Source organism: Bradyrhizobium sp. SZCCT0231 (assembly GCF_018130245.1).
GTDB lineage: Bacteria > Pseudomonadota > Alphaproteobacteria > Rhizobiales > Xanthobacteraceae > Bradyrhizobium > Bradyrhizobium japonicum_F.
The window spans coordinates 46,760-63,435 of the sequence record NZ_JAFCKP010000002.1; the positions used below are offsets into that span (position 1 = coordinate 46,760).

General features: G+C 66.1%; 17 protein-coding genes. 7 read left to right on the forward strand and 10 right to left on the reverse strand.

What is annotated here, in order from left to right:
* Window positions 1-135 precede the first annotated feature (135 nt).
* Window positions 136-1,692, forward strand: a complete 1,557-nt coding sequence (locus tag JQ566_RS07625; protein WP_212371621.1) for a L,D-transpeptidase — start codon at window positions 136-138, stop codon at window positions 1,690-1,692.
* A gap of 29 nt (window positions 1,693-1,721) precedes the next feature.
* Here the strand turns inward: JQ566_RS07625 and JQ566_RS07630 are convergent, their stop codons facing one another.
* From JQ566_RS07630 to JQ566_RS07650, 5 genes are all read right to left on the reverse strand, one after another.
* The gene (locus tag JQ566_RS07630; RefSeq protein ID WP_212371624.1) at window positions 1,722-2,534 is read right to left on the reverse strand and encodes a class I SAM-dependent methyltransferase; all 813 of its coding nucleotides are present in this window, start codon (window positions 2,532-2,534) and stop codon (window positions 1,722-1,724) included.
* A 95-nt stretch (window positions 2,535-2,629) separates the two neighbouring features.
* A complete protein-coding gene (locus tag JQ566_RS07635) occupies window positions 2,630-3,169 on the reverse strand; it encodes a VOC family protein (RefSeq protein WP_212371626.1) in 540 nt (179 codons plus the stop codon).
* 25 nt (window positions 3,170-3,194) lie between these two features.
* Window positions 3,195-4,163: a Bug family tripartite tricarboxylate transporter substrate binding protein gene (locus JQ566_RS07640; RefSeq protein WP_212371628.1), complete on the reverse strand. Its 969-nt coding sequence runs from the start codon at window positions 4,161-4,163 to the stop codon at window positions 3,195-3,197.
* 13 nt (window positions 4,164-4,176) lie between these two features.
* On the reverse strand, window positions 4,177-5,070 hold the full coding sequence (locus JQ566_RS07645) for an MBL fold metallo-hydrolase (RefSeq protein WP_212371630.1): 894 nt from the start codon (window positions 5,068-5,070) through the stop codon (window positions 4,177-4,179).
* 4 nt (window positions 5,071-5,074) lie between these two features.
* Window positions 5,075-6,286: an ABC transporter substrate-binding protein gene (locus JQ566_RS07650; RefSeq protein ID WP_212371632.1), complete on the reverse strand. Its 1,212-nt coding sequence runs from the start codon at window positions 6,284-6,286 to the stop codon at window positions 5,075-5,077.
* Between the two features lie 166 nt (window positions 6,287-6,452).
* Between JQ566_RS07650 and JQ566_RS07655 the strand changes: the two genes are divergently transcribed.
* From JQ566_RS07655 to JQ566_RS07665, 3 genes are read left to right on the forward strand one after another with little or no spacing between them, the layout of a single operon-like run.
* On the forward strand, window positions 6,453-7,151 hold the full coding sequence (locus tag JQ566_RS07655; RefSeq protein WP_212371634.1) for a TetR/AcrR family transcriptional regulator: 699 nt from the start codon (window positions 6,453-6,455) through the stop codon (window positions 7,149-7,151).
* Window positions 7,129-7,689, forward strand: a complete 561-nt coding sequence (locus JQ566_RS07660; protein ID WP_212371637.1) for a carboxymuconolactone decarboxylase family protein — start codon at window positions 7,129-7,131, stop codon at window positions 7,687-7,689. The genes JQ566_RS07655 and JQ566_RS07660 overlap by 23 nt, the downstream gene beginning before the upstream one ends.
* 1 nt (window position 7,690) lies before the next feature.
* Window positions 7,691-8,536: an SDR family NAD(P)-dependent oxidoreductase gene (locus JQ566_RS07665; protein WP_212371638.1), complete on the forward strand. Its 846-nt coding sequence runs from the start codon at window positions 7,691-7,693 to the stop codon at window positions 8,534-8,536.
* A 187-nt stretch (window positions 8,537-8,723) separates the two neighbouring features.
* Here JQ566_RS07665 and JQ566_RS07670 read toward each other — a convergent pair whose 3' ends face one another.
* The 4 genes from JQ566_RS07670 to JQ566_RS07685 are packed head-to-tail and all read right to left on the reverse strand — an operon-like array spanning window position 8,724 to window position 11,265.
* Entirely contained in the window at window positions 8,724-9,236 is a 513-nt protein-coding gene (locus tag JQ566_RS07670) for a DoxX family protein (protein ID WP_212371640.1), read from the reverse strand.
* Window positions 9,233-10,015, reverse strand: a complete 783-nt coding sequence (locus tag JQ566_RS07675) for an HvfC/BufC N-terminal domain-containing protein (RefSeq protein WP_212371641.1) — start codon at window positions 10,013-10,015, stop codon at window positions 9,233-9,235. The genes JQ566_RS07670 and JQ566_RS07675 overlap by 4 nt, the downstream gene beginning before the upstream one ends.
* Window positions 10,005-10,922, reverse strand: coding sequence for an MNIO family bufferin maturase (gene bufB, locus JQ566_RS07680; protein WP_212371642.1), 918 nt, complete (start codon window positions 10,920-10,922; stop codon window positions 10,005-10,007). The genes JQ566_RS07675 and bufB overlap by 11 nt, the downstream gene beginning before the upstream one ends.
* Before the next feature lie 37 nt (window positions 10,923-10,959).
* Window positions 10,960-11,265, reverse strand: coding sequence for a BufA1 family periplasmic bufferin-type metallophore (locus JQ566_RS07685; protein ID WP_212371643.1), 306 nt, complete (start codon window positions 11,263-11,265; stop codon window positions 10,960-10,962).
* A gap of 311 nt (window positions 11,266-11,576) precedes the next feature.
* Here JQ566_RS07685 and JQ566_RS07690 point away from each other — a divergent pair, with 311 nt between their 5' ends.
* From JQ566_RS07690 to JQ566_RS07700, 3 genes are all read left to right on the forward strand, one after another.
* Window positions 11,577-13,673: an adenylate/guanylate cyclase domain-containing protein gene (locus JQ566_RS07690; protein ID WP_212372117.1), complete on the forward strand. Its 2,097-nt coding sequence runs from the start codon at window positions 11,577-11,579 to the stop codon at window positions 13,671-13,673.
* A 149-nt stretch (window positions 13,674-13,822) separates the two neighbouring features.
* Window positions 13,823-14,407 carry a HutD/Ves family protein gene (locus tag JQ566_RS07695; RefSeq protein ID WP_212371644.1) on the forward strand — a complete coding sequence of 195 codons (585 nt, stop codon included), beginning with the start codon at window positions 13,823-13,825 and terminating at the stop codon, window positions 14,405-14,407.
* Between the two features lie 104 nt (window positions 14,408-14,511).
* The gene (locus tag JQ566_RS07700; protein ID WP_212371645.1) at window positions 14,512-15,702 is read left to right on the forward strand and encodes an adenylate/guanylate cyclase domain-containing protein; all 1,191 of its coding nucleotides are present in this window, start codon (window positions 14,512-14,514) and stop codon (window positions 15,700-15,702) included.
* A 249-nt stretch (window positions 15,703-15,951) separates the two neighbouring features.
* On the opposite strand, the gene JQ566_RS07705 is transcribed toward JQ566_RS07700, so the two are convergent.
* On the reverse strand, window positions 15,952-16,320 hold the full coding sequence (locus tag JQ566_RS07705; protein WP_212371646.1) for a rhodanese-like domain-containing protein: 369 nt from the start codon (window positions 16,318-16,320) through the stop codon (window positions 15,952-15,954).
* Window positions 16,321-16,676 lie beyond the last annotated feature (356 nt).

Below are 16,676 nucleotides of genomic sequence, written 5' to 3' on the forward strand. Positions count from 1 at the left end.
TATGAAAGATTTGTCGCCGGAACGTGCCGAATCTCGCCACAGACGGAACGTAAGGCGGCTGCGATTTCTTAATGCAATGATTCCAATCTGACGCGTGATCGGCACAGGCGGACTGGCATTTCGACCGAGGATGGCATGAAAAACCTGATGACAACGGCGCAATCCACCGTGGCGATGCGGCGTTGGGGGCCTCCCGGAATTGTGGCGTTGGCGGCGATGGTCGCATTGACGGCGGCGGCCCCGGCAACCGCTGCCAAGCAGCCGCGCCAGGCGGCCGAGGCGGTGGCGCCGCGTGTGGCCGGCGAGCCGATCATGGCGATCGTGTCGATCAAGAGCCAGCAGGTCACTTTCTATGATGCCGATGGCTGGATCCTGCGCGCGCCGGTGTCGACCGGCACCACGGGTCGCGAGACGCCGGCCGGCGTGTTCGCGATCATCGAGAAGGACAAGGACCACCGTTCGACCATGTATGACGATGCCTGGATGCCGAACATGCAGCGCATCACCTGGAACGGTATCGCGCTGCATGGCGGACCGCTGCCCGGCTATGCCGCCTCGCACGGTTGCGTGCGCATGCCGTTCGGCTTCGCCGAGAACCTGTTCGACAAGACGTATATCGGGATGCGGGTGATCATCTCGCCCCACGATACGGTACCGACCGATATCTCTCATCCCTCGCTGCTCGTGCCGAAGCCGGAGGCCATCGCGGCAGCGCCCGGCCGCGCCGACAAGCTCTCCGCCGAGGCCGAGGAGGCCACAAGGGCGGCCGACGAGGCCAAGAAGGCTGCTTCCGCCGCCGCAAAGGAAGCCGCCTCGCTCCCCGCCGCGCTGCGCAAGCTGGAGCAGCAGAAGGCCCGCGCAGATGCCGAGCTCGCCTTCGCCGACAAGACGCTCGCGAACGCCAGGAACGATCAGGCCCGCGCCAAGGCCGAGGAGTTGAAGCAAAAGACGGCGGCGAAGGCCGCCGACGCGGCGACGCAGCTCGACGCCGCCAGGGCCGCCGCGCAGCCGAAGCGCGATGCAGCGGCCGCCGCGAAGGAAACCGCGAAGGCGGCCGCGGCCAGGAAGGCCGACGCCGTCAAGGCGGCGACCGACGCAAAGCTCGCGGGCGAGCCGGTCTCGGTTTACATCAGCCGTGCGACACAGAAGCTTTACGTGCGGCGGAACACGCACAAGCCGGCGCCCGACGGCGGCGGCGAGGTGTTCGACACCAGCATCGAGGTTCCCGTCACGATCCGCAATCCCGACCAGCCGCTCGGCACGCATATCTTCACGGCGATGGCGAAGACCGATACGGGCCTGCGCTGGAGCGTCGTCTCGATCGAGAACGGCGACGAGGCGCGCAATGCGCTCGACCGGGTCACGATCCCGCAGGACGTGTGGGATCGCATCGGGCCAACCGCGTTGCCGCGCTCCTCGATCGTCATCTCCGATGAGCCGCTCAGCAGCGAGACCAATTACCGGACCGAGTTCGTCGCGGTGCTGAGCGATCAGCCGCAAGGCGGCTTCATCACGCGCAAGCCGACCGCGCCAGCCATGATCGCGAGCGATGACGGCTGGGACAACGGCGGCAACGGCTTCGGCTTCTTCTTCCAGCAGCGCGATCCGTACGTCCAGCCGGCCAACCCACGCCGGCGTAGCCAGTACCAGTATTATCAGCCGGCGCAGCCGATGCAGCGGGGCTTCTGGTAAGGACGTGCTGCGTCGCCTGGCGCCCGCAACTATGGGCGCGCCTCGATCACGATCGCCTGGATCTTGCCCTCGACCGGTCCGGACCCATGGCGCCTCCGGATCGCCTCGGCAACGATATCGGTTGCAGCCTGAAGCTTGCTGGCATCCCTTGCCTCGATCTCGCTGCGCAGCGGCGTGCCCTGGCAGAGCGCGGTGGCGGCATATTCGGCCGACGGCGCGCGGCTGATTTCAGATCGCGTTTCGATCGATATGTCATGGAAGCCCGCTCGTTCGAGGTCGCCTCTGATGACGGCCTTGTCGCAATAGCCGTGCGGCGTCCGGATCATGAAGCGCGGTGGATCGTCGGGAAACAGCTTTTCGAGCGCGACCGTGGCTTCCTGCGTCAGCACATTGTCCTCGATGCGATCCCAGACGTTGAAGACGAACGTGCCGTCGCCCTTCAGGACTCGCTTCACCTCTCCGTAAGCCTTGACCCGGTCCGGAAAGAACATCGCGCCGAACTGGCAGCAGGCCATGTCGAACTCGGCGTCACCGAAGGGCAGGGCCATTCCGTCCGCCTGGCGCCAGGTGATGCGATCATCACCCGCCTGGCGCTGCGCGGCAACCGCGAGCATCGGTTCGTTGAGATCGGTCGCAACGTAGCGGATGCCGCTCGGCAGCGCCGCCGCGACGGCGCGCGTCACCGCGCCGGTGCCTGCCGCGATCTCCAGCAGCACGGAGGGAGATCGCGCGGCGACGCGCCGAGCCATGTCCTCCGCATAGACGGCGAAGATCATCGGCACCAGATATTCGTCGTAGAGTTTTGGGATCGAGCCGGCGAAAACCTTGTCAGTGTCGGACATGCTCAGCCTCGCTGAAGGTTCGGATGCGGCCTTACGTTAACATGGTTTTCTCTCTGTCGCGCCGGCAACGACGTAAATCCTGCCGGCGATCGGCCCTATGATCTGCCGCTGCCGACCTCGCGGATCGGCCGCGTGCCGTCCCAGCTCATCGCGGCCTGCCGCACCTTCTCGAAGAACGGGCCCTTGGTGCCGCTGATGTCGGAGATCTCGATCACCGTGCCCGGATGCGCCTGCGTGTCGAAATAGGCAAAGCGCCCCTTGTCGCCGCCGATCTGGCCCTCATGGCCGATCCTGTAGCCGAGCCCGAGCGCCTTGTCGTAGAGCGCCTGATAGTCATGGCTCCAGTACGACATGTGCTGGAGGCCTTCGTGCCCGGCATCGAGAAACTCCTTGTAGAGCGAGGGTGCGTCGTTGCGCTGCTGGATCAGCTCGATCTGGAGGTCGCCGGAATTGGCCAGCGCAATGCTCATCTCGACGGCGGAATCCTGGCCGCGATGGCGGAACCAGTCGGTCTTGACCCGGTCCATGTAGTACCAGGGGCCGACGCCCATCACCTCGATCCAGTGCCTCATCGCGGCGTGGATGTCCCGCACCACATATCCGTTCTGGCGCACCGCGCCGAAGATGCGGCTCATGCCCGCGCTCCTCTTGTCACGTTGATCACTTGACCTCGATGCCTGCGTCCTTGGCAACCTGCTTCCAGGCCGCGATGTCGCGGGCGTTGATGTCGCGCTGTTCCTCGCCCGGGACGAATTGCGCCGTGATGCCGAGCTTCAACAGCTTCTCCTTGACCTCGGCATCGCCGAGTGCGTCCTGCAGCGCCGCTGACAGTTTCTTCGCGATCGGCGGAGCAAGCCCCGCGGGCGCATACATCGCCCAGGACAGGCTGCGGTCGAATGCCACGCCCTGCTCCTTGTAGCTGGCGACGTCAGGCAGGCTCGGCGAACGCTCGCCGCAGGCGGCCAGCGCCTTGATCGAGCCGTCCTTCACCAGCGGCGTTGCGGTGGCGACGTCGAGCGTTGCCAGCGAGATGTGGCCGCCGAGCAGGTCGCCGGCCAGCTTTGCGATGCCGTTGAACGGCACGTGGTCCATCCTGATGCCGGTCTGCTGCATCAGGATTTCGGCGCAGAATTGCCCGGTCGAGCCGACGCCCCAGCTGCCGTACTGGATCGGCTCGCCCTTCCTGGCCAGCGCGACCAGGCCCTTGATGTCATTGGCGGCAAAGTCCTTGGTCGCGACCAGCATGATGGAGGAGACACCGACGCGCCCGATCGTCGTAAAGTCCTTGATCGAATCGTAGGGCAGCTTCGGATAGATCGCCGGCGCCAGCACATGCGTGGTCATGCCGCCGACGGTGATGGTGTAGCCGTCATTCGCAGATGTCGCGACCATCTGCGTGCCGAGCGTGCCGGCGGCGCCGGTGTGGTTCTCGATATAGATGCTCTGTCCGAGCGTTTTGGCCATCCTGTCCGCAAGCAGCCGGCCGACCACGTCGCCGCCGCCGCCGGCCGCATAGGGCAGCAGCATCTTGATCTTGCGGGTGGGGTAGGCGGCAGGATCCTCGGCGCGTGCCGGCAACATCGCCGACAGCAATGCGAGCAGTGAGAGCGTGACGGTGCGCAGCATCATGATGTGTTTCCCCCTAATCCTCGAAACGAAATCTGTAGGCATCGCCATGCCTGATCACGCGCCCCGCAGTCGGTGCGGGAAAATGGCCGGTCAGCAGATAGCTCGGCGTGTCCGCGAGCTCCTCCAGCAGCGCCAGCCGCGTTGCGACTGCCGCGGCCGGATCGACATCGGCGGCATTCGACAGCCACGGCGCGGCGCACTGGATCGGATGATGGATGACGTCGCCCGACATCACCGCGTGATCATGCCCGCCATTGAGGTGGATCTGCATGTTGCCGGCGGTGTGGCCCGGCGCCGGCGCGAAGCGTAAGGCGGCGTCGCCATCGTCGGACAGACGGTGGTCGGTCTCGACGAGTTCGGCGAGACCGGCGGCGACCACCGGCAGCACGGAGTCCTCGAACGAGCCATGGTTCACCGGGCTCCTCGGCGCCGCATTGTGCGCGGCTTCGAAATGCCGGTACTCCTCGCGCCCCATCAGATAGCGCGCGTTGGGGAAGGTCGGCACCCAGCGGCCGTCGAGGAGCCGCGTATTCCAGCCGACGTGATCGACATGTAGATGCGTGCACATCACGAAGTCGACCTGTTCGGGCGCGACACCCAGCGCTTGCATGTTTTCGAGATACGGCTGATTGAGATTGTTCCATGCCGGCACCCGTGGTCGCTTCTTGTGGTTGCCGCAGCAGGTGTCGACGATGGCGGTCCAGCGCGGCGTGCGCACGAGATAGGAGTGATGGCTGAGGAGGAAGCGGCCGGTCTCCGGCTCGATATAGCGGTGATCGAGCCAGCTGCGGTTCTCCGCAATCACCGCGTCGGTGACGTTGGCGAACAGCCAGGTCTTCTCAAAAACGAGCGCTGGGATCTCGCTGACGAGATCGACCCGCATGCTGCCGATCTTCACCTGCCGCATCGGCTCAGTTCTTCAGGAGATCGCCGAACGGCACCCAGCGCGTGCCGTCAAAACGGATGAGCTGGAGGCTCGTCATCGGCGTGTAGCGCTCGGGCGAGTTGCTCACCGCGGTGCCGTTGATCAGCATCGGCAGGCGCACGTCCTTCATGGTGGTCGCCTGCTTCATGACGTTGGCGCGGGTGAGGTCGTTGCCTGATGCCTTCAGCACCGTCACCAGCGTCTGCGCGATGGTGTAGCCGTAGACGTTGAGCCAGTCGCTCTTGTTGGCGTCCGGCATGTACTTGTCCATGAACGCGGCCCATTCCTTGTAGCCGGCATCGTCCTTCAGCGCGGGATCGGTCGCGTCCTTCAGGTACTGGCTGGAGATGACGCCGGTGGAATTGTCCTTGCCGGCCGGCTCCAGCACGCCGCTGATCGAGGCCGAGACGTTGGAGATGATGGTCACGGGCTTCCAGCCGATCTCGCCGATCTTGCGGATCGCCTGGGCCGCGAATTTCGGCGTCGCCGCCACCAGCACGACGTCGGCCCCGGCGGTCCTCAACTGCAGAATCTGGGTGTCGACGGTCGGTGCGGACGTCTCATAAGCGGCGCGCGCGACGATGGCTTCGCCGCTGCCGAGCCCTTCCTCCAGCGCCTTCAGATAGTCCTTGCCGAGGTCGTCGTTCTGGTAGAGCACGCCGATCTTCGCATTGGCGTGGCTCGCCTTGATGTGCTTGGCGTAGGCGATCGCCTCGTCGCGATAGGTCGGCTGCCAGCCGACGGTCCACGAAAAATTCTTCGGGTCGTCCCACTTCGCCGCGCCCGAGCCCAGGAACAGCTGCGGCACCTTGCGGTCGTTGAGATATTTGTGCACGGCGCTGTTGGTCGGCGTGCCGACACCGCCGAAGATCAAAAGCACTTCCTCGCTCTCGACCAGCCGCCGCGTCTGCTCCACCGTCTTCGGCGGGCTGTAGGCATCGTCGGCGATGATCATCTGGATGCGCCGTCCGTTGACGCCGCCCTCGTCGTTCACTTTGCGGAAATAGGCCTCCGCCGATTTCGCGATCTGCGCGAACGCCGACACCGGGCCGCTCAGCGGCGCGGTGGTGCCGATCTTGATGGTCTTGTCGTCGGCGCCGGGATCGTATTTCGCGGTTTGGGCAGAGGCGCTGCTGCTTGCGAGCAGCGGCAACAGGATGCAAGCCACGGCCAGGCGAGGGCGGGCAAAGCGCGCCATGGGTCGTCTCCCAAAATTGCTCTCCGCCTCTCGATGGAGCGGAGTTGAAACGCGAGAACAGCGCCCGAAAGCGAGCTTGCGGGCCGCGCTCGTCGCCATCACTCTGGCAAACGAACGATCGTTCGTACGGTTGACTAGCGAACGATCGTTCGTTAGTCAAGTCCTCATGGCTGTCCACACAACAAGCGCGGCGGAAGCGGCTGCGCCCACGACGCGCGAGCGCATCCTCACCGAAGCGCTCAATCTGTTCGCGCAGAGCGGCTATGGCGGCGCCTCGATGCGCGAGCTCGCGCGGCGCGTCGGCATCCGTGAGAGCAGCCTCTACAATCATTTCCCCGGCAAGGCCGCGATCCTCGAGGCGATCGTCAGCGAGCACGGTCCAGCCAGCTCGGCGAGCCGGCTGGAAGAGCCGCGCTACAAGCAGCTCGCGCGGCAACCCGCCGCGTTCTGCCGGCAGTTCGCGCTCGACCTCGTCGAGCAATGGTCCGATCCGCGCGAGCACCAGTTCCAGAAGGTGATCACCGCCGAGCGCAACCGCGTCCCCGGCATCCGCGCCAAATTCGCCGACCATTTCTATGCGCGCGAACAGAGCATGATGACGGACTATTTCCGCGGCTTTGCGCTCGCGGGCCTGATCTCGACCACCGATCCGCGCGAGACCGCGCGGCTGTTCGCCGCCGGCCTGATCTACATCCGCCTCGAGCATTTCGTGATGGGCGCGGTGCCGTCGCCACGGCCGAAGGTGATCGAGGCGATCGACCGCTATCTCGCCTTCTTCCTGTCGCTGATCGCGGCAGGCAATGACGCCGACAACAAGAAACGAAAGCCCAAGGGAGAAACGCGTGGCAAGGTTGCCCCTGATTGATCCGGAGACGACGAGCGGCGACATCCGCGCCTCGTTCGACCGCATGCCGGTCAAGCTCAACATCTTCCGCATGATGGCCCACGCCGAGGCCAACATGATCCCGGCGATGCGGCTCGGCAATTCGATCCTGCACAAGCAGAAGCTCAGCGCGGTCAACCGCGAGCTTCTGATTCTCCAGGCCGCTCAGCTCGAAGGCGGCGCCTATGAGTGGCGCCAGCACGTGCCGATCGCGCTCGGCGTCGGCTGCACGCAGGCGCAGATCGATGCGGTCGAACGCGCAGATTATGACGCCGCCTCGTTGAACGAGGCCGAGCGCGCGCTGCTCAAGTTCGGCCGCGAGGTGGTCGAGAACGTCCGCGTGGCGGAGGCGACCTTCGCTGCCGTGCGAAAACAGTTCAGCGACCAGGAGATCGTCGAAGCCATCGTCACGCTCGGCTTCTACATGATGATGGCGCGCCTCACCGAGGCGACCGAGACCGATCTCGATCCCGCCGCCGGCATGAAGGTTTATGACGGCGGCAAGAAGCAGGTCGGCTGAGATGACGGACATTGAGAGCAGGCCGGAGCGTCACGTCCGTCCGCCGAGTGCGGAGTCGCTGGGCGAAGCGCCGGGCCGGGGGCGCCTGAAAGGGCGCCGCATCCTGATCGTCGGCGGCGGCCAGCGCGTGTTCGACGCCTTGACCGACCCGATCGGCAACGGCCGCGCCATGAGCATCCTCTGTGCTCGCGAAGGTGCGAAGGTCGCGGTCGCCGACCTCAATCGCAGCTCCGCCGAGCAAACGGTGAAACGCATCACCGATGAGGGCGGCGAGGGTTTTGCTATCGCGGCGGACGTCACGAGCGAAGCCGATGTTCGGCGCATGATCGAAGAAGCCCGCGGCAGCATGGGCGGGCTCGACGGCCTGGTGCTGAACATCGGCACCTTCGGCAAGGTCGGGCTCGATGCCGTCAGCCCCGAAGAGTGGAACAAGATCTACGACGTCAACGTCCGCGGGCCCATGCTGTGCTGCCGCGCCGCGATGCCGAGGTTCGACGATGGCGGCGCCATCGTCTTCATCTCCTCCATCGCCGCGCTGAAGGCGGGCTCGCAGATGGCGGTGTATGATTCTTCGAAGGCCGCGCTCGGCGGCCTCATGCGCAACATCGCCCATCTCGGATCGCGCCGCGGCATCCGCGCCAACCTCGTCTATCCCGGCCTCGTCGACACCCCCAACGGCCGCGAAGCCGGCGCCGGCCGCCCGAACCGCGGCAAGGGCCACATCCCCTTCGGCCGCCAGGCGACGGCGTGGGAGATCGCCTATGCGGTGCTGTTCTTCCTCTCGGACGAAAGCGTCTACGTCACCGCGCAGACGCTCGCGGTCGATAGCGGCTTGAGCGGGATGTGAGTGCTTTCCTGTAGCCCGGATGGAGCGCAGCACAATCCGGGAACGCTGCCTCGTCGTGCGAGCTGCCCCGGATTACGCTTCGCTCCATCCGGGCTACGGACTGAGCGGAATGTAGGACCTGTAGCCCGGATGGAGCGAAGCGTAATCCGGGACCGCTGCCTCACCGCGCAACCTGCCCCGGATTGCGCTACGCTCCATCCGGGCTACGGATGCGACAGATCAGATGGTCGAGCGAGATGAGCCCCGGTCCGTAAGCCATGAGGGCAAGCGCCATCGCCGCCCAGGTGAGGTGAATCGGCCAGCCGTCGGGCACCGTGAGCTCGACGATGACAGTCATGAACAGCAGCCCGAGCGCGGCGAACCGTGTGCCGAGCCCCAGCACCAGCAGGATCGGGAACATGATCTCGCCGGAGCCCGACAGGAAGGCCATCACCGTCGGTGCCGGAAAGTGATAGGGCCCGCCCGGCAGATGCAGCATGAACTCGTCGCTGAACAGCGTCACCGCGGTGTCGTTGAGCTTGAGGAAGCCGCCCCATTTGAGCAGGCCCGAGCGCCAGAATGGCACGGCCAGCGCGAGGCGCAGCACCAGCTGGACGAGCGATGGCATCGCGAGCGTCTGCACCAGATGATTGGCCCTGTCGAGGAGCGCGCCGGGCGACGGCAGGCCGCTGCCGGTGCTCATGTGTTGGTCCGTGATCATGATGGGTCTCCGCAACAGAGCGAGGTGAAGGCGCCGGCTTCGATCAGCCCGGCGATGCTTGCGGCGATGTCGAACTCGCTCGCAGCTTCCAGCGCCGCCGCCGCGGCTTCGCCGAGTGGCCGCCCCGACATGAGATGGTCTGCGAAGACCGCGCCGCCGGGCGGAAGGCGGCGCACGGTGACGTCGAATTCGCCTCGCGTGATCAGGGCATCCTCCGGCGTGGAGGCATCGATCCGCATGACCGGTGCATCGTCGCGGTTGGCTGCAAAGATCGTCACGGCGGCGTAGTCCGAACGCAGGCATCGCGCGGCCGGGTGCGGAATGAACACCAGATCGGCCAAACGGCCGGCTGTCACTGCCGAGAGCCGGGCCGGCGACAGCGGCACGGCGTCGGTGGCGTGATAGGCATCGAGCCAGGCCCGCTCGATGCGCGCGACGTCGGCGAGCCAGGGCATGGTCCGCGCATGCTCGTACTGCGCGATGAATTCCGGGAAATCGCGGCCGTATTCGAACAGCAGCGGCGATGTCGGCGGATCGCTGCGCACATGGAAGCGCGCCATGGCGCGGAAGAAGTCGGTGCCGGTGATGCGCTGCACTGCCGGATAGATCGCGGCCAGTGCGTCGATCAGGCTGACCGTGACGTTGTTGCGGTAGACGTCGTAGCGCCGGTTTGCGGCCTTGCCGCTTGGGCCTGTCACGACATCGGGCGTGCTGCGCGCCGGATCCAGCAGCGCCGGCGCGAACGAAGCGGCGAAAGACAGGCCGGATTCAGGCAGCATGACGGTCTCCTGCCATTGCTGTGGACTGATGGCGGTCGAGGATCGCCTGTGCGGCAGCGGCCTCCGCTTGCAGCACCGGCCAGTCCGGAATCTTGCTGTCCCATTCGATCAGCGTCGGGACGGCCCCGCGGCGCCGGACCACGATCTCGTAGAGCTTCCAGACGGCGTCGGCGACCGGGCCGTCGTGGCTGTCGATCAACAGCAGGTCACCTTCGTCGTCGGCCTGCTCGGCATGACCGGCGAGATGAATTTCCCCGACGCGAGACAACGGGAAGTCCGCGAGGTAGTCGAGCGCCGCGTATCCCTGATTGGTCGCGGAGACGAACACATTGTTGACGTCGAGCAACAGGCCACATCCGGTGCGCTCTGCAATGGCGCGGATGAAGTCGGTCTCGCGCATCGACGATTCGCGGAAGGCGACATAGGTGGAGGGGTTTTCCAGCAGCAGCGGGCGCCGGATCGCCTCCTGCACCTGGTCGATGTGATCGCAGACGCAAGCCAGCGTCGCTTCGGTATAGGGCAGGGGCAACAGATCGTTGAAGAAGCTGGTCTCATGCGTCGACCAGGCGAGGTGCTCGGAGACCAGCGCCGGCTGATAGCGCGCGACCAGGCTACGGAAGCGCGCCAGATGCGCCTTGTCGAGCGGCCGGGGTCCGCCGATCGACATGCAGACGCCGTGCAGCGAGAGCGGATGGTCGCGGCGGATCGTCTCCAGCGCACGATGCGGCGGGCCGCCGGCGCCCATGTAGTTCTCGGCGTGGACTTCGAAGAAGCCGCGCCTAGGTCCGCCCTCGAGGATGGCCGGGAGGTGCTCGGGCTTGAAGCTCGTCCCGGCAACGCCGCCGATCGGCGTTGCGAAGCGGAGCGGCATCGCTGCTGGTCGGACCGGTTTGAACACCGTGCTCATCGTGCTGCTCCGTTCGCGCTTCCCGTCGCGCCGGCCGTCAGACCGGCTTCAGCGAGCCCTTCTTGCCGCCCGGCAGCTCGATGCTGGTGCAGGTGCCGCCCTGCACGAATTTCCAGGCGTTGCCCTGGAAGTCGACGGTCGAGGTGCCCTGGCAGGTCGTGCCGGGTCCCGCCGCGCAATCGTTCTGGCCCTTCAGCGCAATGCCGAAGCACTTCTCTTTCTTGGCGGCGACGGCGGCATCGGCTTCGGCCTTGGTCAGGGGGCCGGCGGAGGCAAAGGTCGCGAGCGCGGTCGACACCGCACCGGCGAGGACGAGGGAGGTGACGGCATGTTTGGCAGACATCGAGGTTCTCCTGTTCGAATGGTGTCGCCCGGCAGACGAGCGCGCATGATCTCCTTCGCTCCGCGCACCGCCTGCGTTACGGGCAGGCTGCTCACGAATCCGTGAGACCGATTGGATCGGGCGCACGGGCGGTGCGCTTGGGCGGGGATTAGCGGGCAAGCGTCGGCGCAAAGCCAATGCCCAGCTTCTATCGAGACGTTAGCCTCCCGGCATTGGCGACCGGCGCCCGCTCCTGCCAGACGTAACGAACGAGCGTCGGCGGCCGTAAGGCAGTGTCGGTGACTCGCAACGAGGCGCAGGCGAAGACAGCGATGAAGGTCGATCCCGAACGACGGCTTCATGCGATCGCGGGGCTGACGGTCAGCATCCGCCTTGCGGTGTCCGCGCTGGTGCTGGCTGCGATCCTGCTGACCGCGGCGCTCTCCAGCCTGTTGTGGTGGCGCACGGCGGAGGCGACCAGCCGGCAGCTCGCCTCGACCATCAACGAGCAGATCGTGGCGGCGGTGCGCAAGGAGGTCTCGGCCATCGTCGACGAGGCGCGCGCCGCGCACACCGCGATCCGCACGCTGTTCCTCCAGAACGTGCTCGACACTCGCGAGGCCGACAAGCGCGAGTTCGTCTTTCTCTCGCAATTGCAGTCGCAGGCGACGATTTCCTGGGTCGCGTTCGGCTGGCCCGACGGCTCCTTCTTCGCCGCGCACAAGCTCGGCGATCGGCGCCTGGAAATGATGGAGATCTCGCTCACGGATCACCAAGGCCAGCGCCGCGTCGACGAATATGACGTGGTGCCCGGCGACATCGAGTTCGCCAACCGCCGCTTCGAGCCGACCGGATTCCATGTCGCCGACCAGGCCTGGTTCAAGGCCGGGCTCGGCGCGGACGGGCCGCAATGGTTCAGGGTGTTGGACCATGCGACCGGCGAGCGGCCGTCGATCGCTTTCGCCGGCCCGATCGACGTCTATCAGGAGCGGCAAGGCGTGCTTGCCGTCATCATCGAATACACCAGGCTCGCGCGTTTCCTGTCGCAGCTCGAGGTCGGACGCACCGGCACCGCCTTCATCGTCGATGGCAGCGGCGAGCTCGTCGCGGCGCCGGACAAGGAGGCCGACGAGCTGCACCCTGCGCGCGCCGATATCACGCTGCTCCCGCTGGCGCGCGCAGCGCTCGACAAGGCGGGAGAGGCCGGCCGCAAGGAGGCCTGGCGGAGCCGGCTCACGTCAGGCGGCGCGGCCTATGAGGTTGCGCTGACGCCGCTGCCGTTTCCCGGCTGGTCGCTCGCGACCGTCATCCCCGAGGCCGAATTTCTCGGGCCGGTCGAGACGACGCTGCACCGCCTGATCCTCGGCCTTGCCATCGGCGCCGTGCTCGCGGCGCTGGCCTCAGCGATGCTGGCGCGGTCCGTCATCGCCGCGCCGCTGTCGCGCGTCGTCGGCGAGCTTCGCCATGTCGAGGCCTTCGCGCTGGAGCAGGTCCGCCGTCATCCGTCGCGGCTCAAGGAGATCGCGAGCCTGTCCGGTGCGATCGCCGAGATGGCGGCCAGCCTTTCCGCCTTCCGCAAGTTCATCCCGGCGGATCTCGTCCGCGGGCTGTTGCGCCAGGGCGTCGAGGCGAGGCCCGGCGGCAGCGTCCAGGAGCTCAGCGTGATGTTCATCGACATCGCCGGGTTCACCGGGCTGTCGGAGCGGCTCGGCGACCGCGTGGTGCCGCTGCTGTCGCGCTATCTCGACCTCACCTCCGAGATCATCGTCGCCAATGGCGGGACCATCGACAAGTTCATTGGCGATGCCGTGATGGCGTTCTGGGGCGCACCGCAGCCGCAAGGCGATCACCCCGTGCGATGCTGCCGCGCGGCGCTCGCCTGCCGCAGGGCGATCGAGGAGTCGGGCCTCGTCGACGATCTCGGCCAGCCGCTCCAGATTCGGATCGGCATCAATTCCGGCCGCATGCTGGTCGGCAATATCGGTTCGGAGCTGCGGCTGAACTACACCGTGATCGGCGATGCCGTGAACGTTGCCAGCCGGCTCGAAGGCGCCAACAAATCCTATGGGACGCAGATCCTGATCGGCGCGGCGACCGAGCGTCTGGCGCGCGGCGCCGTCATCACGCGGGAGGTCGACAGCGTCGCAGTCTACGGACGCGAGGAGGGGCTCTCCGTTCACGAGCTGATCGGGATGGTGGACGAGACGGCGCTTGGCAGCGACACGATCGGCTGGATCGCGGACTACGAGCGCGGCCTCGCCGCCTATCGCGCGCGCCGGTTCACCGACGCGCTGGCCGAATTCGAGACCGTATTGAAACGGCGCGGCCACGATCGTCCGGCCGAGCTGATGCGTGACCGCTGCCGGCAGCTCGCCGTAGCCGCGCCCGACGTCACTTGGCGGCCTGTGGCGGCATTGGCATCGAAATAGCGCAATCACCCGCGGGCCTGTAGCCCGGATGAAGCGCAGCGTAATCCGGGGCCGGTGCTTCACGGCGCGAGCTGACCCGGATCGCGCTGCGCTTCATCCGGGCTACAAACTCGGGTACATATCCCGACTTTCCTTGACGAGCTCAAGACATGAAAACGACGCTGCTCAACCCTGAAAACTACACCCGTTCGCCGTGGAAGAACGGCGGCGGCATCTTTACCGATATCGCGGACGCTCATCGGGTCGGTGCGCCGCAGAAGAACTGGGACAGCCTGCTCTGGCGCTTTGCGTCGACGCCGATTGTCGCGCCCGGTCCCTTCTCCCATATGCCCGGCATCGACCGCTTGCAGATGGTCGTCGAGGGGCGCGGGCTGGTGCTGAAGGCGCCCACGCAGGAATTCGACGAGCGTGAAGCTTTTACGACCGTGCGCTTCACCGGCGAGCTCGAGATCGTGACCGAGCTCGAGGCCGGTCCCGTCGAGGTCGTGAACCTCATGGCGCGGCGCGGTGCGGCTGAGATCGATCTCGTCGCGCTCAAGGAGCCCGGCGACTTCCGGCTCGCCGCCGGCACGCATCTGGTTTACGCGCCGCGCGGCGAATGCCGCATCCGTCTCGACAATGAGGATTTTGCGATTCCCCACGCCGGCACGCTGAAAGTCGAACTGGCCGGGCCATCCCAGCTCGCGCTTGTCTCAGGTCCGGTGGTGCTGGGCTCGATCCGGCTCCTCGGCTAAAACCCCAAACCGCTGCGCACAATCCGTGCAATTGGCTAGGTTGACGCCGCCCGGCCGGAGCACGATATCTGCTTCGCCAAAGACCGCAGCTCGAGGGGCAGGATATGAACGCGCCGCACAACCATGTCCCCACGCAGGCCGACGGCGTCGTCGACTGGCTGACCAACGGAACGCGCGACGAGCGCTTCATCGACGACATCTTCGCGCAGATGTGCATCCGCCTCCAGCAGGCGGGCATTCCGGTGAAGCGCGCGACGCTCCACATCCTGATCAATCACCCGCAATGGCTGGGGGCCCGCATGATGTGGTCCGACGGGATGCGCGAGGCGGAGATTGCGCTGGTCGACTATGACGTTCGCGAACGGGCCGAATATATCGGCAGTTCCGCCAACGAGATTCATGACGGCGCCGCCGAGGTGCGCGAGCGGCTCGCGCAGGATTCCTCGCTCAGCCGCAAGCACGCCCTCTATGACGAGATGCGGGCCAAGGGCCTCACCGACTACGTCGCCTGGCCGCTCTACCATACGCTCGGCAAGCGGCACATCGTCACGTTCGCGACCGATCGGCTCGGCGGGTTCGACGATGCGCATGTCGCCGGCCTGAAGAAGCTGTTGCCGGTGCTGGCGCTGGTCAGCGAGATCCGCGTCAAGAACCGCCTGGCACGGACGCTGCTGGAGACCTATGTCGGCTCCCACGCCAGCGAGCTGATCCTGGCCGGCGCCACGAGGCGCGGCAGCGGCACGACAGTGCGCGCCGCGATCATGATCTGCGACCTCAGGGATTTCACCAAGATTTCCGACAATTGGCCGCGCGATGACGTCATCGACCTGCTCAACGACTATTTCGACGCGATGTCGGAGCCGATTGCGCGGCACGGCGGCGAGATCCTGAAATTCATCGGCGACGGACTGCTCGCCATCTTCCCGCTGCATGAGCCGAACGCCTGCGCCAATCTGCTGCATGCCGTGGCCGAGGCCCGCAAGGCCATGGCCGCGCTGAACGAACGCAACAGCGGGACCGGCCGCGCGCCGCTGAACTACGGCATCGGCGTGCATGTCGGCGACGTCATGTACGGCAATATCGGATCATCGAGCCGGCTCGACTTCACCGTGATCGGCCCGGCTGTCAACATGGCCTCCCGCCTCGAAGCGCTGACCAAGACGGTCGGCAAGAACGTGCTGCTGTCACGCGATTTCGCCGAACTGGTGGCGAAGCAGTTCGAGCTGGAGCATGTCGGCAGGCACGAGGTGCGCGGCTTCAGCGAGCCGATCGAGCTGTTTGCGTATCAGGGGTGAGGCCGGCTAGCGCATATGATGTGTTGGACGGTCTGAGCAAGCGCCTCGCCCTTCGAGACGACCGCTTCCAGCGGTCTCCTCAGGACGAGGCCAATTGGCATCAGGCCCGCTGAAGGTGCTGCCGTATTCTCCGCGCTCGTCCTGAGGGCCCACCATGGGCCGGAGCCGCTCAGGCGCCGCCAATCGGCCGGACGACGGTTCCGCTCCCGCCGCAGGTGGCGCAGGGGGCGCCGGCGCCGCTTGTTCCCGCTATTTCTCGACCGCCCCCGACCAGTCCTTGAAGCCGCCGACATTGTAGACCTTCTCGTACCCCATATCCTTCAGCACCTTCCCGGCCAGCGCCGATCTGCCGCCGGACGCACAATAGAGGATGACGGTCTTGGTCTTGTCGAACGCCTTGTCGTGATAGGGCGACTCCGGATCGGCGCGAAACTCCAGCATCCCGCGCGAGACATGCACGGCGCCGGCAATCTTGCCGCTGGCGGCGACCTCCGGCGCATCGCGAACGTCGACGACCAGCGTGTTGCCGCTTCCGATCATCTCGGCCGCCTGCTCTGACGTGATCTTCGGCACTGCCGCGTTCGCAGCTTCCAGCATTTGCTTGACACTCGTTGCCATCGGTTCTTTCTCCTGCCGCCCCCAAGGGGACGATAGAGGGCAGGATAGCACATCGATTTGGATTGCGCCTCCATCCAGTTGATGGACGCCGCGCTGCGCAAACGGGCGTTCGCCGGCCCCCGCCATGTGCGGAAGCCGTGCGTCGTGCAGATGCGCAATTGAAGGCGCCTTGTTGAAAGAGATTGCGGCGCGAGACTCGTAAGCTGATTTCGTTGGCGGCCCGGACCACGAATGCCGCCCGCTTCATCGGGAGGCGAGGCAAGCCCCGGTGCAACAGAAGAGGTGATCGGCGACATCAGGCGCGACAACGAAAGGAGACGTCAATGCCAACCTGCTCTGGAAATCTTCATGATCGA